We start from the raw sequence: 26,111 nt of genomic DNA on the forward strand, positions 1-26,111 counted from the left end.
AAGCTGCTGTGCCGGTCCTCCGGGGTGTCTATCGTCACTTCGCCAACGTTGCTCTTCACCGTTTTAGTGCCTTTTCCGTTGCGCTTATTACCCGAGGACCAACCTTTATCTTCATCACGGAGATGCTCATCCATCTCGGCCTGAAGAGACTCTTCCAAAAATTCCTTCAGAATTGGTGAAAGTGCTCCGTTCTTCCCGAAAAGGTTCTCACCTGATAAAAACTGATCTAATACTTTTTTCTTGAGTGCTGATTCTTGTTCTTTCATACTGCTCTATCTTATAAACTTTAACTAAAATTCAAAGTCTTAGACAGAGTTTAGATTACAGTCTCTTATGAATATCCGATTTTCTACCAGTAAAGAGGGAAAGCAATCTAGGATATGTTAAAATTTATAAGTGAGGCCATTTCGGTCTTCGGTCTCCCGTCTTTCAGCCTGATAAGCAAAGAATCTAAGGTGACTGGCATCCTTGCGGATAATCACATTATGTTTTTTATCCGGCGGTAAAAAAAAGGTCTATGCCTAACTATCGTGCTGGAATGTAGATGTCGAATGTAGCTCCTTTACCTAATTCCCCGGTGGCTTGGATAAAGCCATTGTGATTGTCAACGATTTTCTTGACTATAGCTAGCCCTATTCCAGTTCCTGCATATTCAGCTTTACCATGAAGGCGCTGAAATACCTCAAATATTTTCTCACTGTAGCTTGAATCAAACCCAATCCCGTTGTCGGAAAATGATATCCAGTTATACATTTGTTCTGGGTCGAGTTTGGCAACTCCAGCATTTTCCCCTGAAATTAATTGACACTTAATCTCTATAAAAGTACTTCGGGATGGATCTGAGAATTTCAATGCATTACTAGTCAGATTCATCATCAGTTGCTTAAACTGAAAAGGAATCACCCGAATTCTGCAAGCTGCATTAATTTCTAATGTCGCTTCTTTATATTGAAGTTCTTCCTTCTGATCATCAATAATTTCATTTATGATAGAGCTAAAACTCACCTCCTCAAAAACCCTTTCCTGAGTATTAGTTCGAGAGTAAACTAATAAATCCTGAATGAGTGTCTGCATTCTTTGTGCTGCATTTTGCATGCGATCAAACATGTCTTTTCCCCTGTCTGATATATTATCATATTCATCTTCCAATAGTAAGCTGGTGAAGGTCTGGATCTTACGAAGAGGTTCTTGTAGGTCATGACTAGATATGTAAGCAAAGGACTGCAGTTCCTTGTTCATTTTCTCAAGTTCAATGTTTTTAAACTGCAATTCCTTAGTTCGATCTTTTACCTGCTTTTCGAGCTCATTTGTAAAAAGTTTTTGATCTTGGATATCAGTACTGGAGCCTACCCACATTTTTATGTTTCCTTGATCATCTCTTTGGGGTATAGCACGGCTTAATTGCCAGCGATATGTTCCATCTGACTTTCTAAATCGATGCTCGAAATGATAGTCTTTACCACTTGATATAGACTGAGTCCACTTCTCAATATTTTTCTTTCTGTCATCTGGGTGTACCATTTGAACCCATCCGTCTTTGCTCAGTTCATCTGCAGATAACCCTGTGAAATCGTATATAGCTTGATTATAATAATTGACCTTGCCTTCACTATCCGACGTCCAAATTATCTGTGGCAAGGAATCAGCAAGAAGTCTGAATTTCTCTTCCCGTTCTAATAATAATTTGTGGAAGTTCTTCTCTTCAGTAATGTCCCGGATAGTGCCGACGATTCGCTCAGGCTCGTTGTTTTGGTCAAAAAAGACTTTACCTCTCACTTCTATCCAGCATCGCTCACTATCATCGCGCAAGACGCGGCATTCGTAAAATAGGCTGCCGGTTTTATATGCTTTTTCATAGGCTAGTTTGACTGTATCTAAATCCTCTGAATGGAATTTTTCCATCAATTGAGCATTCGAAATTTTCTTTAAATCTGATACCCCAATTATCTCATTGCACCTGTTAGAAATTATACTTTCTTTCGTCTTTAAGTTAAACTCCCACACGCCTAGACCACTGGCAGAAATTACAATATTCAGTCTTTCTTCGTTTTCCTCTACTTTCAATCTGGCTTCCACTTTATCAGTCACATCATTCACCGTGATCATGATACCCGATACTTTTCCTTCTGTATCATGTAGAGGGGCATACTCGAAATCCAAATAAAATTTTTGTAAACCGTTGTCCCCAGCCACTAGAGCTACTGATTCTTTTTCACTATGAGATTTTCCCGATGTATAGACTTTCTTTAACAGCTCGGGATACTTTTGGTCTCTAAGTTCCGGGAATGCATCTAAGATCGAGATGCCGATTACTTCGGATGGTTTTCTTCTCCAAATGGATTCAAACATCACTTTATTGGCAGAGTCGATGATATAATTTTCACCTCTCAAAATCGTCATCGGGATAGGAGATTGCATGACCATACTTCGGAAATGTTTCTCACTCTCTTGAAGTAAATGCTTTGCTTTCACAGTTGCCGTAACTTCCGTTGCCACTACCATTATCCCACTGATTTCTCCACTATCCTCTTTAAGTGGATGATATACAAAATTAAAATAGGTGGCCTCATGCCTTCCATATCTATTCAGGGTTATAGGAAACTCATTTCCGAAAAAAGGTGTACCTGTTCTTTTTATTTCTAAAAATATCTCTTCTATCACTTCCTGAACTTCTGGTAGAGTTTCGAATAGCGGTTTTCCTATAAATTCTTCCTCGCTTTTATCAACTAAAAGGAGATAATTTTCATTGGCCATTTCTACCGTATAATCATCTCCTCTTAGAATGGTAATGCCCAAGGGAGCTTGCTTAACTGAATCCTTAAACCTCTTTTCGCTTTCTTCTACCTTTTGCTTTGCGAGATGGATGTCCGTGACTTCTGCTGCCGTGTTCATCACGCCGTAGACTTCACCTGCTGTGTTGTAAAGAGGGGTGAAACTGTAGTTAAAATAGAAGGGGAGAAGTACTCCCTCGATCATAATATCTACTTTTTGATTTTTGGCATGAAAGGGGATTCCAGTTGAAAAGACCCCATATACTTGATCGAAAATCTCTTGGTTTTCAAGTTCTGGTAATATTGTTCTATAAGACTTTCCTATTACATCATTCCCTTTTCCCCACACATCTAGAATAGATTGATTAGCCAGTGTAATTATCAAATCTTTGCCTTCATATACACCGATAGGAAATGGAGCGTTGGCCACTATAGAGCGGATGCTTTGTTCACTTTCTTCAATTGCTTTTCTCGCTTGTACCTGCTGTGTTACATCTTCCACCGTACCATTTAATCTATATCCGATTTTTTCATCTGTAAACCATGCTTTTCCCTTCGCATGTACAATTCTTCTTTGACCAGAATTCGGATTGATGATACTGTACTCGATATTGTAATTGCCACCGGATTCATATAAAAGCGCAGTTTGAATGGCTTTTGTTACCCGCGATTTGTCCTCCGGGACGATCGCAGCGAGGGCTTTGTTCAAGTCAATTTCTTCATCGGGAGCCAAGCCGAACCATGATTTAAGCTTGTCATTTCCCGTAAAGGTGTTGTTGGAAGGACTGTAATCCCAAGTTCCCAATCCCGCTGCATCTATTGCAAAGTGCAATTGATCTTTGCTCTCAATAAGTTTCTCTTCTACTATTTTTTTATCGGTTATTTCCACTGCTGTGCAAAGCACACCGCCGATATTTCCTTTTAGATCTCGAATAGGGCTGTAGTTGAAATCGTAAAACTTATTGCTTACAATGCCACCTGTCGTAACTATCATTGAGTCAGCTAGCTGTACAGAATTACCCTTCATGACTTTGCTGAAAATTCCAGCTCTTCTAGGCCATTTTTCTCGATCTGATTCTTTAGCGCTTTTACCCAGTAGCCTGGCATGAGAAGTGTCCCCAAGAATTTCCGCGTAATTATCATTGTATAATTTCACGAAATCTCCGCCCCAAAAAATGCACATGGGCAAGGGGTGCTCCATAATCATTGAAATCGTCGTTAGTAAGCTGACAGGCCAATCGCCTACATCTCCAAGAGGGGTCGCTTTCCAATCTATATTTTTATAATGCTCTCCAAGGGTGTTCTTCTTCGAGAAAAAATTCCATCTACTGTTAGTTGAGCTCACAAATTTAGGGGTTTCAATAGTGTTTAATCCATGCAAACTTGATCAAGATATGAAATTTATAAACTAAAAGTTAGCAACCAATTTGATTATCCGAACTGATACCAATTGCTTTGTTTATGCTCGAATTACTTAATAGGAAACTGGTTAATCGACTACGCTAAGTAGGCTGGTATTTGGATAATTTATCCTAAACTTAGAAGTGGATCTAGAATGAAAAAAGAAAGAGCATTAAACTGATATTCAAGACAGAAAGGGTATGATTATATACCTCTTTTTTTGAATAGATATTTTTTTTCAGAAGGATGAAGTAAGTCTAAGTCATTTTTTAGCTCTGCATCTTCATTGTAAAAATCTGTGGTAGTGGTAAAACACTCTGCATTAAAAACCACCTCATCTTCTTCAAAAATCCATGGATCAAGTAGGAACTCTCCGTTTGGAAGTTGACTCAAGGAAATTTTTTCTTCACCTGCTATGGGCTCGATTTGTACGGCCTCTTTGTGGTTCTCGAAATCATTTTGACATAAGGCTAGCGATAGATCATCACAAAATCTCAAGAATTCGTAGCACTGCGTAACTTGCTTTTTTTCCAAGTTTAAATTAACCAAAATCTCATCACAGGCTTCCTTCATTTCCTCCAGAAACTTCTGGACTTTCAATTCTTTGGACTCGCCATAAAGTTTCTGAAAATGTGCAGCGACCATCAATACTATAAAACTAGATTTGTACTTAGCACTGTTGGCTACGGCTTTTGCTTGCTCCAAATCAACTTCCTTTCGCTGGCGGTAGTCGAGTGGAGCGCCTGATTCTGTGAGATTATCACGCTCTAGCCACTTAGGTTGGTCATTGTCATGCTCTCCTATGCTTTCCATCCCAGCCGCCCAGTATTTAGGGAGAGGCCAAAGAGAGCGATCTAATTTCAAACCTATATCCATCGCAAGAAGTGCGTGGGCTTTGTGAAAGATGATTTTCCAGCCTTTATTTATAGGGCTTACTATCATATTAGAGTTGTTTAGAGATTCTCGTCATTCTGAAAATGAGCTAGATCTATTTTACCATTTTCTGTAGTTCTATTCCAATTGAGGTTTGTGGCCAATGGGAAAAGATGTGCGCTAGACTCAAAAAAATGCATCATATAGCCAGCTGTATTGACGAAGACCGCTAAATCTCCAACCTGTGGTAACCGACCTAATGGTATTTTTCGCTTCAGTAATAGATCTCTTTCCAGACAATATGCCCCGGTGAAGAAAACTTCCACCGGCTCACCATCTTCCTGTTCTTTCTGATATATAACAAATGGATCTAGTAGGAAATCAGCACTTCCACTCAACATCTGTGTCATATTCATCTCCAAGCCAACCAACCAATCCCCAGCTGAATCCTGCTTTCTAAAGGCAACTTTTGCTATTGTCATACCCACCTGATCTAGCATGGAGCGGCCTGGTTCCATCCTTATTTCTATATCAAGTTCCTTTGTAAGTTCAGCCATGGATTTCTGCAAATGATCCTTATGTGTTAAGATTTGGTATAGAAAATCGCCTTTAGAGACAGCATTCCAGAAAGGATAAGATTTAAGCTCTCCATGTAAAACCCCCATTATAACTTCAAGTCCAAGTCCTTGATTTTCATAGGTAATAGCTTTTATTTTTTTACTTACAGCTTTCCTGAGCTGCTGATTGAAATAATCCCATTCTGTTTCATACTTCAGGTAATTCATAAGAATACCTCCTCCTATGTCGATAAATTCTGTCCTTAGTCCCTTCTTTGCGAGAAGCTGAGAAAAGGACAAACACTGATTTAGAGCAAAACTTCTCTGCTCTATGGAATAGCCATTCAGGTGAAAATGTAATCCCTTGTATTCGAGTAAATTGTAATTATCCGACTCCAGAAAGTTGGTGGTGATAAAGCTGTCAATCTCAAGAAGGTCAAAGCCAAATCTACTGTAGAGCTTTTTCTCATTCACAAAGAACCCACTTACACGAAAGCCAATTTTCGCTTTTCTATTCTGCTTAGCCGCTACCTGTTGAACTAGCTCACATTCGTCGCTATTGTCCAGAATTAGTACACTCCCATTTTCCACAGCTTTCTCTACCAACTCTCGGTTTTTTACAGCAGCAGTGATGATCAAATCCTCCGGGTCAATTCCCATTTCCAGGCATTGCAAGTATTCCTGGAGGCTGGCAGTGTCTATTCCCATTCCCAATGCCTTGGCTTTTTGAACCACAGCCTTCGTCTTGTTGGCTTTGCGCGCAAAGAATATTTTATGCTTCAGTCCGAATTTTTCAAAAACCCTATGATAGGAGTTGAAGTTTTCCTCCATAGAATCTGTCTGATGTAGGTTGATTGGCGAACCATGTTTTTCGAGGAGTTGGTTCAAGACAGAGGTCTCTTCCATTAATTCATGCATCCAGGGAGAGGTGATAGGAGTCAAAGTAGGTAAGTTGGCCATCAGTATAAAGTAGGATTGAGTTGTGATTCAGTATTGAGGGAGAGAAGATTTTCTGTGATGTCTTTTGCCCAATCGCTGACGAAATCATTTCTTTTACGCGAGAGGGTATCATTATCATATGTTAGACCTTCTGTGGGTGTGCCGGTGAAAGTGATAGCAGTATTTGCAAATCCCGTGTCGTCCTGAGGGTGGCCTTTTTCATTGATGGATATACATCCAGGTCTGTAGTCGAGACGGCCTTCCTGCCTATTCACATAAGGGAGAATTAGTTCTCTTTCCAGTAAGTTTCCATAGAATTCTCCAGGACAACGCTGGAGTTGAATTTTTGGGATTCGCGCGTCTATCATGTAGTCAGCTTGAATAACTTCTTGCTTGCTATTGGATAAAGAATAGCCAGCTGATTTTGAGATGTTAGGGTTTTGGGCAAAAGAAAAATCGATCAAACCAGCTTGGGCGATGGCCTCTATTTTCTTCATGTTTTCAATGGGTGGACCGTACGAGATTCTATTCAAGTGGCCTGCATACTCTTCCAGAAAAGTTTTTTGGGACTGGGGCATGAGACCACCGAATTTGTAGACTTCGTTGAAAAACTCACTCAAGTGCCTCCATAGTTCAGCAGTTGCAGCAAAAGCACTGCTCTCTACCCCGATCTCTGCTTCCAGAATACTTCTTTGAATATAATCTAATGTGGTTTTATGGAGATCAATGTTGGAAAGTGGAGCTCTTAGAAATTCCTGAAAATCAAATCTCTTAGTCTCAGGATACTTTTCTAGAAAGCCATCGATTTGATATTCTACTTCTGTGAAATCTCGTGCAAGCGAGAGCTCATGGCCTTTTGCGCTAAAAAGCTTAGCGTAATAAACGGCTTTGAATTCCTGTTCGATTAATGGCAATAACTGTCGCTCAAAATGATATTTCCCCTCCAGATTTTCTACGAATTCAAGGGATTCTTTTGTGAAATAGTATGGGGTATAAGCGGGTTTTCCATAGGTGTTCCCTCGTGGAATCATAGGCAAGCCTGATTGTGAAAAAGGATAAATCATTGCAGGTTCTTGTCCTGATTTGATATAGGTTACAATCCCATTTATGTCCTCTTCGAATCTGCCATTTCGCCCCTCTGTTAGTGCCAGAACAGCATCGATGAAGGTGAGTCCCATTCCTTTAATCGCGACGCTGCTTCCAGCTGGGATATTTGATAATTGCCGTGAAACAGGATAAATGAAGTCAACATGATTAGTTTGGGTTTGTGACTCAGGATCATTGACACAGGGATGCCCTGTGGCAATGAGAATATGGTGAATATCGTCTACTGTTGTTTTGGAATTTGAATCTTGGTAGCTAATATGGTAGTCGTCCTCCTCTTGTCGTATGTCCTTTACTTCACCCACATGCTTTACGATAGTGATATGAGCAGGACAGGAATTAAGAAGTTCTGCAAAGCCTTCGGAAAGGTACCTTCCTACAGTAGCACGAGAAGAAAAAGTGTAGGGACTAGCTTTAGGGAATTCAGCCTGATGCTCTTTTAGCCAATCGACAAAGGATTTGGGCTGAGGAACAATAGGGCACGGCTCCTGATCTGGCCACATATTGATGTATCCATTGGCGTAATTCATCATCAAATAGGAGGGTTGCTGGCAATTATAGATGTACCCTGCACCAAAAGAAGTTGATTTATTGAACAGATGAATTTCTACGGGAATTTGTTGATTATCCCGCGCTAGGTTTGCTAGCAGGCGTTCTAAACCATACAGTCCTTTTGGTCCAAGCCCGATTATTCCAACTCTCATTTTGAATGGCTCTTTAAACATCTCTCCCTTTTTATTTGTGATTTGATCTTGATTAGATCAATACTTTTTCCAATTCGGTAATGTTTTCGCTTACCCAATCCTCGTTATAAATTGTATCTAGATACCGCTCTCCACGGTCACACAAAATCATTGCAATGGTAGATCCACTAGGCACGGAGGCTGCGAATTTTTGCACTGCGTGGGTAACTGCACCTGAAGAGCCACCACATAAAATCGCCTCTGTATTTATCAGTCTATGACAGCCCTCCACACATTCTGCGTCACTTACGTGAACGACGTTAAAAATCGATTCTCTCTTTAGGAATTGAGATTCCCTTCCAGCTCCATGCCCTGGGATTTTTCGTTCTCCGGCAGGCGTGCCGAAAATCACACTACCTACAGCATCTACTGCTACAATCTTTGTGTTTAGTTTGTTCGTTTTGATATAATCTGCGCATCCCATGAGCGTGCCACAGGTACTGGTGGCTGCGAAAAGATAGTCAGGAGCGTATCCTAGATCCTTCACTATTTCATGCATAGTTTGCTTGTGAGCAATAGGGTTTTGAGTGTTTCCATATTGATTTGTCCAAAAACTTCTAGGATTGGAATCCAATATCTCCTGAACCTTATCTAGCCTTGCTTGGAGAAAACCTCCTACTTTGGCTGGGGAATTCACATAATTTACTTTACCTCCAAATGCTTTAATGATCTTTACATTCTGTGTGTTGACCATAGGATCCACTACTACTTCCAGTTTCAATCCGAAATATTTGCAGGTTTGCGCAAGACCGATGGCCATATTTCCCGAGCTGGATTCTACGACTGTGTCTCCTTTTTTTAATAACCCATTTTCCATTGCATGGGTAATGAGTTGTAGCGCGGTTCTGTCCTTGATGCTTCCACCTGGATTGAAAGCCTCCATTTTAGCATAGATCTTCAACTGAGAATTAGGATATAATCTGGTCAATCTAAGCAATGGAGTATGTCCGATTGTATCTAGGATTCTGGAAAAGTATGGTTGGTGTGGGTAAGTCATAGTTGGTTTAGTTAGTGGTCTGAGGATTTTGTAAAGTGGTTTGTGAGCTGGTTTAGGCCATTACTAACCTTAATTCCTCAATGCAGTTATTGCATGAGTCGACACAGCGCTGACAATATTCATTGTTGTGCTTTTCACATTCAAGGACGCATTTATGGCAGGCATCTACACAGGCGTACATCATCTTTCCACGATCCAATCGAGCAGCTTCACATGCAGCTAGACAGTCAGCACATGCGCCAATGCAGAGCTGACAGAGTTCAATGCATTTCTCCATTCCACTTGTGCTCTTATGAGCCTGAACAAACCTCTGGCAATCCACGATGCATTTTTCCAGTGCTATAGTGCAATCGCTTTTCATGGGGGTCAAACTAGTCATCTGAGTTAGGGTTAATTTTTCCGATCAAAATCCAAATTATTAGCCAATTATGGCGATGGTACTTTTCCTGCCTTAGGAACTATTAAACTGAGATAAATTCAGATTGAGCGTCATCACTGACTATTATCTCAAGGAATTAAATTCTCATTATGTAGAAGACAAACCTAAATTGTGATTCGTGATCCAATTGGAGGTTAAGTCTTTCAGCAAGCAATATCTCCGCTGGATGTTTGTAGATTGCGTAAAGGGATGTCTGAAGTTTTGATCTCAGTTTTTACACCTTTTGCTTCAAAGAGACTACGTAGCGTTCTCTCATAAAATCTGGTGTTTGTGTTCCAAGCCTTCGTCTCCTTATCAATTTTAAGGCATTCAATAGTACTCAGAAACTGGCAGGAGATCAGTTTTATGATCCATTCAAAATCCATAGTCTTGATTCTTCCTAAACTCACCTTCTTTCCTAGGTGTTTTGCCCAAGTGGCAGTGAAAACCACGTCTTCGGAGAAGATGTTTTCACATATTTCGTCATTTGCTCTTTTGGCAGGATTTCTCCAAAGTTCTACTTCAGTGAAATACTGCCCATGCTTGAGTATGAAGTGCTCAACTATTTCAGATAAACTATGCTTTCTGTTATATGATGCTGTAGGAGTGTAGTAGAAATTGTCAAAGCAAAGTTCAAGATGAAAATTCTCCGCCAAAGTAGGAACTAACCAATCATACCATCTCAAGCCTTTCTTGGTATTAAACTTTGCGCAGTTTATACCTAGGGTCAGAGAAGAGATACCTTCAGACTTTAATCTTTCTATTTCTTGATTTACATGTTTCTTACTTCTCACCGGAAACCAAGTCACGCCTTTCGGCGATGAAGGTGTTTGAGTATTTATTGAGTATGAATCCATATTCTTAAAAATTTAAGAGTTAAGAGTGTTTCTTTCCACCATCACAGAGGTGGATGTTAAGAATCATTTCCAAAAAAGTAACCAAAAACAAAAAGCCTTTTGAAACGCTTTAAAACACAGTTCACACATTTAGTGGTGAATAATCAGAGACTTATTTTTCTCAATTTGTGGACTTGATTTGGGGAATTATACCTGAGATAATTTCTCAATGGAATTTTATTGAAAGGACAGACTTCCTTTGACTACTTCTTACAACACTATCAATCTGTGATAAGAAATTAATTCCTGTTGGGATGGTTTTTAGAGCATGCTTGTAGAAAACTCTGCATAAAACAGGGAGGAATCACCCCAACAGAATAGGAAGTTACTTCTTGAAAATATTCATTCCTGAAAGTTTCACGAGCTGAGATTCGTCTGTCAAATCCAGTCGTAATGGAGTCAATGAAACCAAATTGTTCTCTATGGCATAGCGATCTGTCCCTTCCTCCGCTTCCTCCAATGGCACCACCGTAAACCAAAAATGTTTTCTTCCCATAGGATCTTCAGAAGGTTTGACCAGTCCATCATATTGGCGTACTGACTGACGTGTCCAGGTGATTCCCTTAGGGGAGAAAGGAAAGTTTACATTCACTAATTTGGGGCCTTCCTGGCCGAGAAGATAGGAGATTACTTCTCTTGCGTAGGGTCTGATATGAGTGAAGTTATACTCTTCTTTTTGTGTAGGTGTACTCAGAGCAATTCCTTTTATTCCGAGCAATGCGGCTTGTTTTGCTCCTGCAAGCGTACCAGAATGCCACATGGAATTACCCAGATTTGGACCTAGGTTAATTCCCGAAAGTACAGCATCTACTTTTTCCCAGTGAAAGCTTCCCAGAGAAACACAGTCGGCAGGAGTTCCATTTACCCGATAAGCGTCGAAATCTCCAATCTTCGTTTTGCGATAGGAAAGAGGTCGGGTCGCCGTGACAGCATGGCCCATGGAGGATTGCTCCACATCGGGAGCGACGATACGTACATCGCCGAATTCTGCAGCTACCTCTGCCAATTCCAAAATACCAGGGCTATAAACTCCGTCATCATTCGTAATCAAAATATTCATGGTTAGTTAGTTTGGTTTCCTTTTAGCATGCAAATAGCAAGCAGAACTTTTATAGCTAAAAACTCATGAAGATCATATTAGTCTATAACCCATCTGCCGGAAACGAGGATTTTCCGCTGACCAAGATTATTAAATCTCTTGAAAAACAAGGGGCGAGCATCCTTGCTCAAAACTGTAAGGAAGATAATTACCAAAAAGTATTTGAGCTTAGTTACGATCTGATCATGATCGCTGGGGGAGATGGAACAGTAGAGAAAATCCTGTTGGAACTTCGAGATATCAAATGTCCAATAGCGATACTTCCTTTTGGTAACGCCAATAATATAGCTGGAAGTCTGGATCTGACTGATTACTATAAGAAGATCGTCGATCAATTCGAAAATGAAGATTTTCAGTACCTCAGTATAGGGGAGTATAAGACTGAAGAAGATAGGGGTTGGTTTGTGGAAGGTATTGGCTGGGGGATTTTTACAGCTTTGCTGCTCCAGATAGATAGGGGTAAAAGGCTGATAGGCGACGAGGATTCAAAAGTTGATTTTGGTATCAAAAACCTGATTAAGTTAGAGAAAGAACTTCCTGTTCACAACTATAAAATCAAACTAGACAAACATGATTATTCAGGTGAATATGTCTGGATAGAAATCATGAATACCAAGCAACTTGGGCCCCAACTTGAACTTGCGCCCTCAGCAGATCATAGTGACGATTATTTGGATGTAATGCTGGTAAAAGAAAATCAGAAAGACGAGCTCAAAGCGTTTTTGAAAGCTCAGAAGAAAGGGAAGGTTTCTAGTCCATTCGAAACTATCAAAGCAAAGAAAATCAAAATCAGCACTTACCTGCCTTTTCATGTAGATGATGAGTTGTTTGAGCATAGGACACTTTATGAAAAAACAGCCCCTACGGTGAAGATTTCTTTAGCAAAGCATCAATTGAAGATTCTAAGAAACGACTAATCCTAAAGAGAAGAAATTATGAAATCAATCTGGAATGGCACTCTGGGTTTCGGCCTGGTAAATATCCCTATCAAAATGTATTCAGCTTCCGAAGATCGACGCATAGACCTGGATATGCTGGATTCAAAAGATCACGAGCGCATTAGATATCAGCGAGTAAATGAGAAATCCGGGAAGGAAGTGGAGTGGAAAGATATTGTGAAAGGATATAAAATGGATGATAAGTACATCATCCTGGAGGATGAGGACTTTGAGCAGGCCAATGCCAAAAAAAGCAAAGTTGTGGAGATAGAGGCTTTTGTGAATGAGGTGGATGTGGCTGATATGCTTTTCAAAAAACCATATTTTCTAGAGCCCCAGAAGGAAGGTGGAAAAGCCTACAATTTATTGCGGGATGCCTTGAAGAAGACCAAAAAGCTTGGTCTGGCTACTTTCGTTATGCGTCAAAAAGAGAACCTATGCCTAATAGGAATCTATAAGGATGCTTTGGTACTTCATGTCATTCGATTTTCGGATGAAATACGAAGCCCCACTGACCTGAAAATCTCAAGCTCCAAAGTCACCAAAAAAGAGATGGATATGGCTGAATCGCTCATAGAGCAATACAGCGAGAAATTTGATCTTTCTAAGTATAAGGATCAGTACAACGAACAGTTGATGAAGGTGATCAAAGCAAAATCTAAAGGAAAGAAAGCGGTGGTTAAGAAATTTGTACCTGAAAACACCCCTACCAAAGATCTTATGGCTCAATTAAAAGCAAGTTTGGAAAAGCGTAAAAAAGCATCCTAATGGCTCTCGAGGAATACAATAAGAAACGGGATTTCAACAAGACAAATGAACCTCGTGGAGATATTGGACTCCAAACGGGTGAACTCCGATTTGTAGTCCAACGCCATGATGCGAGCCACCTGCATTTTGATCTCAGGCTAGAAATTGACGGCGTTCTCAAAAGTTGGGCAGTTCCGAAAGGTCCGTCTTTGAATCCTAATGATAAAAGATTGGCAGTTGAGACTGAAGATCATCCGATGAAGTACCTGGATTTTCATGGCACTATCCCCAAAGGGAATTATGGAGCCGGAGAGATGACGATTTGGGATACCGGCACCTATTCGCCAGTTTCTGACGAGAAAAAATCACTCTCCAAAATGTATCAGAATGGTGATCTGAAAATCACTTTTTTTGGAACAAAGCTTCAAGGGGATTTTGCTTTAGTGAAGACCAAGTTTGAAGGGAAAAAGCCTAACTGGCTTTTGATCAAAAAGAAGGACGAATTTGCTACAGATCTGGATTATGATGCAAACCTGCATTTGGGGGAAGCTGAAGCAACTCATTCTACTCGAGCTCCTGAAGCAATCACGCTCAAGCAGCAAGTTTCCCCTATGCTTGCTACTACGAGTAAAAACTTGAAATTCCCTTCCTCCAAAAACTGGCTTTATGAGATCAAATGGGATGGTTATAGGATGATTTGCAACCACTCCAATTCTGCAACTAGCCTTTATTCCCGCAATGGGATAGACTACTCAGAAATTTATCCAGAATTAATAGACGGGCTGAAGCAGCTTCCTAAACATGCTATTTTGGATGGAGAAGTTGTAAGTTTGGATAAGGACGGGGTTTCGAGATTTCAATGGCTGCAGCATTTTGCTGATGAGCCAAAAGGTCAGTTGGTGTACGTAGTTTTTGATCTACTCTATCTGGATGGGCATAGCATTATCCATTTGAAACTTGAGGAGCGGAAGGAATTATTGGAGGCTCTGGTAGAAGATGTTCCAAAAGTTAGGTACAGTGAGCATTTGAGAGGTGGAGGAAAAGCATTTTTTGAAGAAGTGAAGAAAAAGGGTTTGGAGGGAATCATCGGCAAAAAAGCAGATTCCCATTACTATCCTGATGTTCGTTCAGATGACTGGGTCAAATTCAAAACCCAGGAGAGCATAGAAACTGTGATTTGCGGTTACACCAAATCAGAAAACCGACCATTCGGTTCCTTGATATTGGGTTTGCAGGAGAAAAATGAATTGAAGTATGTAGGGAATTGTGGAACGGGTTTTTCCATTGCACAGCAAAAAGACTTACTCGCGCAGTTTAAAAAAATCAAACAATCCCAATCACCTTTTCCTGATAAAATAAATCTCAATGGAAGAAAGCCTATCTGGCTTCATTCTGTCATGGTAGCTGAGGTGACTTTTGCAGAATGGACGGATAATGACAGGCTTCGGCAGCCCGTTTTTAAGGGATTGAGAAATGATAAGCTCCCTCAGCAATTGGAAGCAGAAAGACCAAAAGATGCTTTGAAAAGGGATTCCAATTCTGAAAATTCATTGGAAATTGATGGAATTAACGTGCCTGTAAGTAATCTTGAGAAAGCACTCTGGCCAAAAGAAGGAATTACCAAGTACGATTTGATTGACTATTATCTTTCGGTTTCAAAATACATTTTGCCTTTTTTGAAGGATCGCCCCCAGAATCTTCATCGCCATCCCAATGGAATAGACAAGGATGGTTTTTATCAAAAGGATACGCCGGAAGGATATCCGGACTGGATCCAAACAACCTCTGTTTATTCTGAGTCTTCGGAGAAAAATATTGATTATATGCTTTGTCAAAATGAAGCTACTCTGATCTATATGGCAAATTTGGGCTGTATTGAGATAAATCCATGGAATTCAAGAATTACCTCTCTGGATAAACCGGATTATATAGTCATAGATCTCGATCCTTCGGACAAAAATGATTTCAAGCAAGTCATAGAAGTTGCGCAAGCTTTTCATCAACTGCTTGAGGAATTACAGATTGATGGGTACTGCAAAACTTCTGGCGCAAGTGGACTGCATATCTACATTCCTCTAGAAGCCAACTATACTTTCGAAGAAGGTAGGGACTTTTGTAAGCTTCTTTGTACGATTATTCAGGAGCAGCATCCCAAACTCACTACGATGGAAAGATCCCTCAAAGCCCGAAAGGGAAGGATTTATCTGGATTATCTTCAGAATCGTCGCGGTCAGACGCTAGCATCAGCATATTGTGTTCGTCCTAAGCCTGGTGGAACTGTGTCCACACCTTTGCTTTGGAAAGAAGTGAACAGCAAGTTGGATAAAAATGATTTTACGATTTTCACTATGAAAGATAGATTGAAAAAGTATCCCAGGCTTTTTACAGAAGTCCTGGGGAAAGGTGTGAGCATAGAAAAAGCTCTGAAATTACTAGAGGGATAGGGTCAAACAAACTCCTTTATAGACCCGAACTGGGAATTTTTTTTCACATATGCTTAAAGAAAATGCGGTGATTTTCTTTTCAAATACCCTTTTGCCTACTTAGAATGGCTTAAAAACCCCATTTCTACTTTTGGCTTTATGATTGATCTTTTTCTGGATTGGGAATCAAATATCAACCTATTATGCAATTCAAAACTACTATACCACTTTTAGCTTTAGCTACATTATCCTTTGCCTCATGTCAGGAAAAGGTATCCAAAGAAGAAAAAGAAGAATTATCGCAAACCAGCCCAGATACGGTACAGACAGCTGTAGGAGAACTTATTTTACCCCCTCCTTATAGTACAGAATCGGTGAGGAACCAAAGTAAGCTCGTGGATTGGCCAGAAGGAAAGATGCCTACCGCTCCAACAGGATTTACTGTTACCAAATTTGCCGAAGAACTGGATAACCCACGAAACACTTACGTCGGTCCTAATGGGGATTTGTTCGTAGCTGAAAGTAATACTAAAGGAAGTGCAGACCGGATTACGATCCTCCGAGACAAAGATGAAAACGGTGATTTTGAAACCCAAGAAGTTTTCAAAGAGGGTTTGAATCAACCCTATGGTATGCTCATTTTGAATGATTTTTTCTACATAGCCAATACGGATGGTCTGTATAGATACCCCTATAAATCAGGGCAACTGAAGCTTGATGGCGAGGGTGAGAAAATTGTTGATCTTCCTGCAGGAGGATATAATAACCACTGGACTCGAAATTTGATTGCAAATGAAGATGGAAGTAAAATTTATATCTCCGTAGGATCTGCAAGTAATGTAGCTGAGCATGGAATGGAAGAGGAGCACCGGAGAGCCGGGATTCTAGAAATCAACCCTGATGGCTCTGGAGAGATCATCTATGCAAGTGGTCTCAGAAATCCTGTAGGAATGTCGTGGAATCCTACGACCTCGGAGCTTTGGACAGCTGTAAATGAACGGGATGAGATAGGTAATGATTTGGTGCCTGATTATATCACGAGCGTGAAAAAGGGAGGTTTTTATGGATGGCCATATTCCTACTTTGGACAGATAGAAGATCCTAGAATGGAAGGAAAAGGCCAGGAGTTGGTGGAGAAGGCGATCATTCCGGATGTCCCAGTGGGAAGTCATACGGCATCTTTGGGACTTACTTTTTATGATGGTTCTACCTTCCCAGAAGAATTTAAAAATGGTGCATTTGTAGGACAGCATGGTTCATGGAATCGTGAGGAACTGGCTGGATACAAGGTTCTTTTTGTACCCTTTGCTAATGGGAAACCAGCCGGAAAACCTATGGATTTTCTCAAAGGCTTCGTTTCGGATTCTGCTGAATCTGAAGTTTATGGACGGCCAGTAGATGTGACCGTCTTACCCGATGGGTCACTCCTGGTAAATGATGACACTGGAAATACACTATGGCGAGTGAGCTATACTGGGGACTAGGAGAATTCCTCTGCACGAGATAAAAAAATCAATTTCACAGCACAATTAAAACGAAATGAAATCAAAGGAAATACTTCTTATTCTTACGCTCATAGTACTAGGCACGTACTTTTCTATTGTAGGAGTAATAGAGGCTGCTGGCTTTTTAAAGCCATTTGCTATCGCCGTTTTATTGACTTTGATTTGTATTCCTCTTTGCAGGAAGTTTGAAAGCTGGAAGCTCTCAAAGGGACTTTCAGCTCTGGTTAGTGTGCTTTTGAGTTTGCTGGTCTTTATTGCTTTTTTTGTCATCATATCTGCTCAGGTGGCAAATATCTCGGAGCGCTGGCCAGAGATAAAAAGCAAAGCAGAACCCAAATTGGAAGAGTTTCAGCAAACTATCAACGAGAAAACAGGATTGAATATTGAGCAGCAATTAGGCATGTTTGGGGCGAACGGGCAAGCTTCTTCCTCCACTAATGAAGGCGATCCTGATAAGGCTAAAGATGCAAGCCAACCTTCTCAGGCGGCATCAAGTTCAAATCAATCTTCGCCCGAAAAAATCGTGACCAAAGCATCTCAGGAAATTGGTACTATAGTTATGAATTTTTTCAGCTTCCTGTCGAGTGCAGTATTGACCTTGGTTTACCTCTTCTTTTTGCTGCTATATAGAAATAAGGTTAAGCTATCAATACTGAAGTTTTTCAGCAGAGAAAACCGGAAAGAAGCTGAGGAGGTTATGAAGCATTCCATAGAGTTAGCTTTGAATTTCATAGTAGGACGTTTTATACTAATCGTTTTTTTAGCCATTATTTATACCATAGGATTGTCCATTTCTGGAATAGAAAATGCCATTTTGATTAGTGTAATAGCGGCGATTTTATCCCTAGTTCCATTTATTGGGAATATCATAGGTTATGCGCTAGCGATGATCATGGCGGTTTTTGCTGGAGCAGAATTGGGCGGTATTATCGGGGTGTCGCTCACTTTTGGTTTGGCTCAATTTGTAGAAAGTTACATTTTGGAGCCTTATGTAGTGGGAAGCAAAGTGGAGGTGAATCCACTGGTCACTATAGTCGTAGTAATTTTGGGTGGGTCAATATGGGGGATAGTCGGGATGATACTGAGTATTCCAATCGCTGGTATCGCCAAAATAATTTTTGATGCTACTCCTTCACTTGAACCTCTAGGATATGCGCTGGGAGAAGAAGATGTAGAAGGCGCTGATGAGCAGAATTTCCTAAGTAAATGGGGAGAGAAATTGTGGGATAAATTCAGCAAAAAATAAGAATTGGCGATTGTATACTGCGAGGTATTTTCCACATATCGGGGAAATATAGAGTAGTATTCATTCATTGGCTTAAGATAAAACCGCTTTTAATGCTCCTGATGCCGATAATTCACTCTTGGGTTAAATTTTGATTTAAACCTTACATCAACCTATTCAATTTAACCAACCATTTTATGAAAAAGCACATAGCACTATTTGCACTAGCACTTTCCTCCGTCCTTATGAGCTGCAATGAGGAAAAGGAATATGGAAGCGTCACAGATGACGGCATTATGGAAGTGGATGAATCCACAGCGATAGATGAGAAAATGAAAGCGGGAACGGATACGAGTATGAGGCTTACTGATGGTACATCAATACCTGTAGTCATTGAATCCAAAGATTCCATCAATCTGCCTCAGGAATTACTCACTGTGATAGAAAATACAAGTGACATTCACCCTGATAGTATTCTTGTCAAAAGAAGATTTGAGGAAAATAGCATTACCTATTATGAACTTGAATTTCGTATGAAAGAAGGCCCAAATCAAACATTTACATTTGATGAGAATGGTAAAAGGAAATCAATAGATTAATTCCACCAAACCAAAATAACATGGATGATACTGTCACGAAATGAATTTGTGGCTTGCGTCATCCTTTTTTCTATTTATGTATATCCGCTTTTGTTCCAGTATGTAGTCAAAAGCAAAAAAGGATATGTTAAACTTATGAATTGAGGCCGCTTCGGTCTTCGGTCATCGGTCTTCCGACCAGATAAGCAAAGAATTTAAGGTGACTGGTATCTTTGCGGATAATCATATTTCTTTTTATGATTTTAATCCTCATTCTGAGGAATTTATAAGACATTTTTAAATGAGGTTTGAACTCTGCAAATTTTAAGATTAATAAAAATTGAATTTTCACTAAAGTTGGGATAGTACTAGGTAGCTCCTTGCTCACCCCGCTAATTGAGGGAAAACGACTTAAGCTGCCTCTTTAGAAGTGATTTATTGGCAAGGCATTTTAATCACTCTATATCAACATTGTTTTTCAGACTGCTTCATTTTACGAATCCATCCTTATTCTTTTTCTCTTGGAATGTTTTTAGAGGTTTTTGGAAACACAACCACTAAAAACCATTTTATCATGACAGAAAAAGAGAAGGCTGAAAAGAATGCTAAAAACCCAAAAATCGATGACCTCTACATGAACACGGAGGACGGGAGCGGGGAAGCTATGACTACCAATCAGGGCCTGCGAGTAAACGATGATCAGAATTCCCTTACAGCTGGAGATCGAGGACCGACACTCATGGAAGATTTTCATTTCCGGGAGAAGATGACTCATTTTGATCACGAGCGGATTCCGGAGAGGATTGTCCATGCTAGGGGAGCTGGTGCTCATGGCTACTTTGAATCTTATGGTGATCTTTCTGAATTCACAAAAGCTGGATTCCTTGGGGAAAAAGGAAAAAGAACCCCAGTATTTGCCAGATTCAGTACAGTAGCTGGTTTCAAAGGATCTACGGATTTGGCTAGAGATGTTCGGGGCTTTGCGGTGAAATTTTATACCGAGGAAGGTAATTATGATCTAGTAGGGAATAATATGCCTGTGTTTTTCATTCAGGATGCCATGAAATTCCCCGATTTGGTACATGCCGTAAAACCAGAACAGCACAATGAAATTCCCCAAGCCGCCTCAGCGCACGATACTTTTTGGGACTTCATTTCTCTGATGCCTGAAAGTATGCATATGATCATGTGGGCTATGAGCGATCGGGCTATTCCTCGCAGTCTTAGTATGATGGAAGGTTTCGGTGTTCACACCTATAGATTTGTCAATGATAAGGGTGAGTCTTTCTTCGTCAAATTCCATTGGAAGCCAGTGGCGGGGACACATTCTGTCACTTGGGATGAAGCCCAGAAAATCTCTGGTCAGGATCCGGATTTTCACAGAAGAGATTTATGGAATGCGATAGAAAACGGCAATTTTCCAGAATGGGAATTTGGTGTGCAGATCGTAGAGGAGAAAGATGAACACAAATTTGAGTTTGATTTGCTAGATCCGACCAAACTGATCCCTGAGGAACTGGTTCCCGTCAAGCTGATCGGTAAAATGGTATTGGATAGAAACCCAACCAATTTCTTTGCGGAAACTGAACAGATTGCCTTTCACCCTGGGCATTTGGTGCCGGGAATTGATTTTACAAATGATCCACTACTGCAAGGAAGATTGTTCTCCTATACTGACACTCAGCTTTCAAGACTGGGAGGGCCGAATTTCAATGAAATACCTATCAATCGTCCGATAGCTCCAGTTCATAATAACCAGCGTGGAGGTATTTCTCGTCACACGATTAATACTGGACAAAGTAGCTATCATCCAAATAATATAGGAGGTGGATGTCCTTTTCAGGCAAAAATGGCTGAGGGGGGATTTGTATCACATCATGAAAAAATTGAAGGGCACAAAATCCGAAAAAGAAGCAGCAGTTTCATGGATCACTTTAGTCAGGCAACGCTCTTCTTTGAGAGTCAATCGAAGGTGGAGCAGGAGCATATTATCTCAGCGATTCGGTTTGAGCTAGGTAAGGTGAAAAGCGAAGATATAAGAGAACGAATGGTAGGTATGCTTACCTATGTCAATGAGGATTTGGCAAAAGGTGTGGCGGAAGGCTTGGGTATCAACCCAATCACTAAACCTACGCCTCCGCTAAATCATAGCTATCCTGCTGATGCCGATCCTAAAGACTACCAACCAAAAGAAGTGAAGCCTTCTATACAGAAATCCGATAAGCTGAGTCTTATGGCTCATCCTGGTAAAGGAATAAAGGGTAGAATTATAGCTGTTCTTGCGGATGATGGGGTGGATGCAAAATCACTAGAAGCGTATAAAAATGCTTTGAAAAAAGAGGGTGCTGAAGCTAAAGTAATTAGCTCACATTCTGGATCAATAGCAGATTCCAATGGAAGTGCAGTTAAAGTTGATCACAGTCTTTTGACTACTTCTTCGGTATTGTTTGATGCGGTATTTGTGCCTGATGGAGCAAAGAGCATTGAGACTTTACATAAAAATCCGGATGCGATCCGATTCGTAGATGAATCTTATAAGCATTTCAAATTTATTGCGATTAATGGAGCTGCTGAGCAGCTTTGGGACATGACCTATGCTTCCAGAAACGCCAATCCTAAGGGAGTTCTATTCGACCAAGATGTGCAATCTTTCATTGATTCCATCGCCCAGCATAGAATCTGGGAAAGGGAAGATGCCATGAAAATTCCTGTCTAAACTTTTGCGGGCAATTTCTGAAGATTTTGCCCGCATTCTTTTCTAAACCCAAGCATCATGGATATCAAACATTTCTTTATTACGATACTTTCTGGAGTGGTAGGAACTATAGCCATGACTATTTGTATGTATCTATATGCAAGCCTTACAAAGCAATTCACGAAGGTGATACATATCCTAGGGAATATGCTGGTAGGGGAAAGTAATTATTATAATCCATCCAAAAATGCATTGCTCGTAGGGACAACTGCTCATTTTGGGGTTGGGGTATTATTTTCGTTTGCCTATTTTCTTCTTTGGAACTGGGGCGTTTTCCAAATCAATTTGGAGGATTCTGCACTGATCGGTTTCATCAGTGGTTTAGTTGCCATAGGAGTTTGGCAGGGATATATCAGTTTACATTCACACCCGCCTAAATTCTCTCATATTCACTTTTTTATTGCACTACTCATCTCACATGTCATTTTTGGGATAGTGAGTGTCAATGTTTTTCAGTTGATCACCGACAATCCTGAGCTATGGTACCAACTACAGGAGAAAGCTAAAATCACACCATGAAAAGCTCTAAACTAATATTGCCCGTTTTTGCTTGCCTTATTATTCTATTGTTTTCTTGTAACAATCAAACGCTGAGGATTTTTAAGTCCAGCTCAGCCAGGACAGCATATCTCAATACACTTGAAAATTCAGGAATTGCCGCAACCAAAATTGGTTCTGAGTGGAAGCAGTCTGCCAGTGAAGCGATTTCGAAAGCTCCAGAGTTGGCGATTCCTATGTCCATTCAGGGTAGTTTTAAGTCCAAAAGTATAGAAGCCAAAGCATGGAAAATACAGCTGGAACAAGGCGCATCGATGAACATCCTCGTTCAATGGCAAGCTTCAGACAGCAGCAAGCTAATCGTGGATATAATGCAAGGTCCCGAATGGAAGGAACTGGAGTCCTTTTCTACGCAAAATGACTCGGTGAAATTTGAATCCGAGAAAACCGGTCTTTACTTACTTCGTATTCAGCCTGAATTGCTAGCTGAGGGCAATTTTCAAATTCAGCTGAGTGGAACAGCAACTTATGCGGTATTTCCAGTGCAGGGAAAAAACAGTCAAGCAATTCAAAGTGTGTGGGGCGACGTGCGAGATGGTGGCAAAAGGTCACATGAAGGCGTGGATATTTTTGCAACTCGTGGCACCCCAGTCTTAGCACCTGTGGAAGGCATGGTCACCGCAGTCCGGGATCGAGGCTTGGGCGGAAAGCAAGTTTGGCTGAGAGATCCTGAACGGAATTGGAACCTGTATTTTGCTCATTTAGACAGTCAATTAGTAAGTAATCTTCAACGCGTAAGTCCAGGCGACACCTTGGGCTTGGTGGGGAATACAGGTAATGCTAGAACTACTGCTCCTCACTTGCACTTTGGTATTTATCAAAATGGTGCGATCAATCCCTTTCCGGCGATCAAAAATGACTTTCAGCAAGCTCCCAAACTTAAAGAGGGGCAGGTGGCTTCACTTATGAAAGTCAATGCAAGTCAGGCTAATTTGAGAAGCCAGCCAAGTACAAAATCGCCTGTTAATTCCCAATTGCAAGCAGATACACCTGTTTTTATTATGGCTGCTACTTTAGATTGGTTTCAGGTGGAGGATGCAGATGGTAATTCAGGTTTTTTATACAAGAACCTACTATCACCTATTGAATCTACCTCTCTAGGAGAAAGTTCTACTTACGCTTACACTTCACCATCACAAGTTTCCAGAGATAGTTTACTGGTCAATTTGGCGGAGTTCAGCAAAGTTGGCGAGACTGCGGATGGATTTGATATGATTTTGGATGAGGAGGGAAACGTATTATACCTCCCAGCTTTTACTAAAGAATAATAAACTCCGCTACCCATTTTGGGAACTTTTCTGCACAAAATCCTTGAAAAATAAACTCATGATTATTCTTTAATTTTTTTTAAAGAAACATAAATCAGGCCTATCAACCGCAGCAGGGTAATTATGGTTTTTTCACATGACTTGACTTCTGAAGGGCATTCATGTTGCCATTATAATAGAAAAACAGAAATATCATGAAAACTAATAAACCAGAAAACTCTAACCAGAAAACTACTGAAGAACTAGCTAAAGAAGCTAGAGTGACGAAAGAGGATTTGCAGGCTTTGGGGCCAAAAGAAGCGAATCTTAGTCATGATGGCGGAGACGATGAGCAGCTGATAGAAAGAAAGCGTAAAGTTGATTTCACAGGTGATGACCTAGATGTACCTGGGAGTGAATTGGATGATGAACAGGAAAGAATCGGTTCGGAAGATGAAGAGAACAATCTGTACAGTAATGCGGACGAAGAGGAAAAATAATGATCGATAAAAAGACAAAGGAAGCACTCAGAGAAGCACTTAAAACGGGGAAAGTTCTCAATCTTTCACTCGGTGATAAAAGCCGAATAAGGATAGAGAGAAGGCTTCCTTTTCTTTTGATTTATCGTGAAGAGAAGCAGGATCACTTCAAAGTTGCAGATCTGGTAAGAACTGAGTCATCCTATTTGATTACGAACCCAAGCACGGATTTTAATTCTGATATTGCTATGCTAGCCAAGGAATTGGCAAATGAGCTGGCTGAAGAATATGGTTCGGTAATGGTGCTCGAAGTATGGATAGGTAAGCCAGATAGTAAAACTTTTGTCCTCAAAACAGCGAAAGATAAGGCTCCAAATACGGTTAAAGCATTTCATAAAGGTCTGGAACTCTTTTGCCAAACTCATCAAGAACTCAATGTAGAAGTCGAGGAGAGTACAATTCGTCATCCAGAAGAACTGCCCGATTTCCTTACTTTGAAGCAATGTCAGGAAGCTGGCATTTACCTGATGGGATTGGAGATTCCACCCTTCTTTCAGAATAAAGCATCGAATGAGTTTTATTTTATAGTTTTTAAAGAATTTAAACTCGCTTTTTCAAATATCCTTAGAAAAGCGGTTTACGAATTTATCCGTGTGCAGACCTCTTTTGATATTCAAAATTATCAGAGACTGGGTAGCACGATGGTCGATGAGAAAGTATGGGAAGTAGACAGACGGCTTTCTGAAATAGAAGCAAAATATCAATTTCTGCTACTTATTTCACCTACGAATACCATGCAGGCAAAGGAAGAATTCATTGCAAATCAACATAGAAAAAACCCTAAATTTCTCTACCGAAATTTACCCATAGATCCAGATCGACTGAAAGAAGAATTGTTCAGGATTGACATTCAAGGAATTCAAGATCCTACACTTTCTTTTCTCTATACAGAAAAACGTGAAGAGCTGGAAAAGCAGATCACCATGCTGAAGGAACGGGGTACCAAAAATTTCATGTATAGCAGCATTCGTCTGTATAGTTCGCCAGGAGTAGAGCTTCATGAAACAGCTAAGCTACTCTTGAAAACCCTTCCGCCAGATGATTTTGAGGAAATAGAATGGGTTGATGCCTACGATATGGCAAAATATTGCTCGGATGAAATCACTAATTATCGAGCTGTTTATCCTGACCTAGATGCTAAAGTAGAAGTCAAAAATGATATCGTTGGCATGCTGGTTTCCAGAGGTCAACTTTATATAGGATCAAGTTTCAAAGTTCCAAAGCAGAGAATCAAAGCATTGATAAATCATGAAGTAGGGACACATGTGCTCACATTTTATAATGGGAAAATGCAGTCTTTCGGACAAATGAGCAGTGGCTTTGCTGATTATGATGAATTGCAGGAGGGGCTTGCAGTGTTGTCAGAATACCTAGTTGGTGGGCTTACCAACAACAGACTTCGGACGCTGGCCGCGAGGGTGATTGCAGGAAGAGCTGTGACCGAAGGAATGACTTTCGAAGAGACTTACCATACGCTTACATCAGAGTATAATGCTTTACCAGAGCAAGCTTTTCAAATCACCGCTAGGGCATACCAAGGTGGAGGATGTACCAAAGATATTATTTACCTCAGAGGCCTGATCAAATTAATAGATTACCTACAAAAGGGTGGTGAATTAGAACCACTTTATGTAGGAAAGATTGGATTCAAACACATACCGCTGATACATGAATTGCGCATACGTGACATAATTAAGCCATCTCCACTCAGCCCGAGCTTTCTCAAAACAGACTTTGCTCAGGAGCGCCTGAAAAAATTAAAGGATGGACTGACCTTACCCGAACTAGTCAATTAACC

General features: G+C 40.5%; 19 protein-coding genes. 11 read left to right on the top strand and 8 right to left on the bottom strand.

The window, feature by feature from the left end; genetic code table 11:
* The 8 genes from LV85_RS18010 to surE all read right to left on the bottom strand — a co-directional run.
* Nucleotides 1–266 (bottom strand): transposase (locus tag LV85_RS18010; RefSeq protein WP_211318441.1); only part of this gene is annotated, 266 nt, incomplete at its 3' end.
* A 259-nt stretch (nt 267–525) separates the two neighbouring features.
* Nucleotides 526–4,116: a PAS domain-containing sensor histidine kinase gene (locus LV85_RS18015; RefSeq protein ID WP_146260504.1), complete on the bottom strand. Its 3,591-nt coding sequence runs from the start codon at nt 4,114–4,116 to the stop codon at nt 526–528.
* Nucleotides 4,117–4,376: 260 nt separating this feature from the next.
* Nucleotides 4,377–5,114: a DUF3891 family protein gene (locus LV85_RS18020; RefSeq protein ID WP_111322048.1), complete on the bottom strand. Its 738-nt coding sequence runs from the start codon at nt 5,112–5,114 to the stop codon at nt 4,377–4,379.
* Nucleotides 5,115–5,125: 11 nt separating this feature from the next.
* The gene (locus LV85_RS18025) at nt 5,126–6,562 is read right to left on the bottom strand and encodes a type III PLP-dependent enzyme domain-containing protein (RefSeq protein WP_111322050.1); all 1,437 of its coding nucleotides are present in this window, start codon (nt 6,560–6,562) and stop codon (nt 5,126–5,128) included.
* Nucleotides 6,562–8,370 (bottom strand): FAD/NAD(P)-binding protein, encoded by a 1,809-nt coding sequence (locus LV85_RS18030; RefSeq protein WP_111322052.1) that lies wholly within the window; start codon nt 8,368–8,370, stop codon nt 6,562–6,564. Before LV85_RS18030 ends, LV85_RS18025 begins: the two co-directional genes overlap by 1 nt.
* Nucleotides 8,371–8,401: 31 nt before the next feature.
* On the bottom strand, nt 8,402–9,385 hold the full coding sequence (gene sbnA, locus LV85_RS18035; RefSeq protein ID WP_111322054.1) for a 2,3-diaminopropionate biosynthesis protein SbnA: 984 nt from the start codon (nt 9,383–9,385) through the stop codon (nt 8,402–8,404).
* Between the two features lie 582 nt (nt 9,386–9,967).
* Nucleotides 9,968–10,660, bottom strand: a complete 693-nt coding sequence (locus LV85_RS18040) for a hypothetical protein (RefSeq protein ID WP_111322056.1) — start codon at nt 10,658–10,660, stop codon at nt 9,968–9,970.
* A 364-nt stretch (nt 10,661–11,024) separates the two neighbouring features.
* Nucleotides 11,025–11,759 (bottom strand): 5'/3'-nucleotidase SurE, encoded by a 735-nt coding sequence (gene surE / locus LV85_RS18045; RefSeq protein ID WP_111322058.1) that lies wholly within the window; start codon nt 11,757–11,759, stop codon nt 11,025–11,027.
* 65 nt (nt 11,760–11,824) lie between these two features.
* On the opposite strand from surE, the gene LV85_RS18050 reads away from it, so the two are divergent.
* From LV85_RS18050 to LV85_RS18105, 11 genes are all read left to right on the top strand, one after another.
* The gene (locus LV85_RS18050) at nt 11,825–12,715 is read left to right on the top strand and encodes a diacylglycerol/lipid kinase family protein (protein WP_111322060.1); all 891 of its coding nucleotides are present in this window, start codon (nt 11,825–11,827) and stop codon (nt 12,713–12,715) included.
* Between the two features lie 18 nt (nt 12,716–12,733).
* Nucleotides 12,734–13,504, top strand: coding sequence for a non-homologous end joining protein Ku (ku, locus tag LV85_RS18055; protein ID WP_111322062.1), 771 nt, complete (start codon nt 12,734–12,736; stop codon nt 13,502–13,504).
* Complete coding sequence (gene ligD, locus LV85_RS18060; RefSeq protein WP_111322064.1) at nt 13,504–15,927, top strand: DNA ligase D; 2,424 nt, start codon at nt 13,504–13,506, stop codon at nt 15,925–15,927. Before ku ends, ligD begins: the two co-directional genes overlap by 1 nt.
* Before the next feature lie 182 nt (nt 15,928–16,109).
* On the top strand, nt 16,110–17,390 hold the full coding sequence (locus LV85_RS18065) for a PQQ-dependent sugar dehydrogenase (RefSeq protein WP_111322066.1): 1,281 nt from the start codon (nt 16,110–16,112) through the stop codon (nt 17,388–17,390).
* 55 nt (nt 17,391–17,445) lie between these two features.
* Entirely contained in the window at nt 17,446–18,657 is a 1,212-nt protein-coding gene (locus LV85_RS18070) for an AI-2E family transporter (RefSeq protein ID WP_111322068.1), read from the top strand.
* 176 nt (nt 18,658–18,833) lie between these two features.
* Complete coding sequence (locus tag LV85_RS18075; protein WP_111322070.1) at nt 18,834–19,235, top strand: hypothetical protein; 402 nt, start codon at nt 18,834–18,836, stop codon at nt 19,233–19,235.
* 553 nt (nt 19,236–19,788) lie between these two features.
* Nucleotides 19,789–21,930 (top strand): catalase, encoded by a 2,142-nt coding sequence (locus LV85_RS18085; protein ID WP_111322166.1) that lies wholly within the window; start codon nt 19,789–19,791, stop codon nt 21,928–21,930.
* Between the two features lie 57 nt (nt 21,931–21,987).
* The gene (locus LV85_RS18090; RefSeq protein WP_111322074.1) at nt 21,988–22,488 is read left to right on the top strand and encodes a DUF6789 family protein; all 501 of its coding nucleotides are present in this window, start codon (nt 21,988–21,990) and stop codon (nt 22,486–22,488) included.
* The gene (locus tag LV85_RS18095) at nt 22,485–23,795 is read left to right on the top strand and encodes a peptidoglycan DD-metalloendopeptidase family protein (RefSeq protein WP_111322076.1); all 1,311 of its coding nucleotides are present in this window, start codon (nt 22,485–22,487) and stop codon (nt 23,793–23,795) included. The genes LV85_RS18090 and LV85_RS18095 overlap by 4 nt, the downstream gene beginning before the upstream one ends.
* 194 nt (nt 23,796–23,989) lie before the next feature.
* A complete protein-coding gene (locus LV85_RS18100) occupies nt 23,990–24,274 on the top strand; it encodes a hypothetical protein (protein ID WP_111322078.1) in 285 nt (94 codons plus the stop codon).
* Nucleotides 24,274–26,109, top strand: coding sequence for a flavohemoglobin expression-modulating QEGLA motif protein (locus tag LV85_RS18105; RefSeq protein WP_111322080.1), 1,836 nt, complete (start codon nt 24,274–24,276; stop codon nt 26,107–26,109). Before LV85_RS18100 ends, LV85_RS18105 begins: the two co-directional genes overlap by 1 nt.
* The last annotated feature ends 2 nt before the right edge of the window (nt 26,110–26,111 follow it).

The sequence above is a fragment of the Algoriphagus chordae genome (assembly GCF_003254055.1).
Taxonomy (GTDB): domain Bacteria; phylum Bacteroidota; class Bacteroidia; order Cytophagales; family Cyclobacteriaceae; genus Algoriphagus; species Algoriphagus chordae.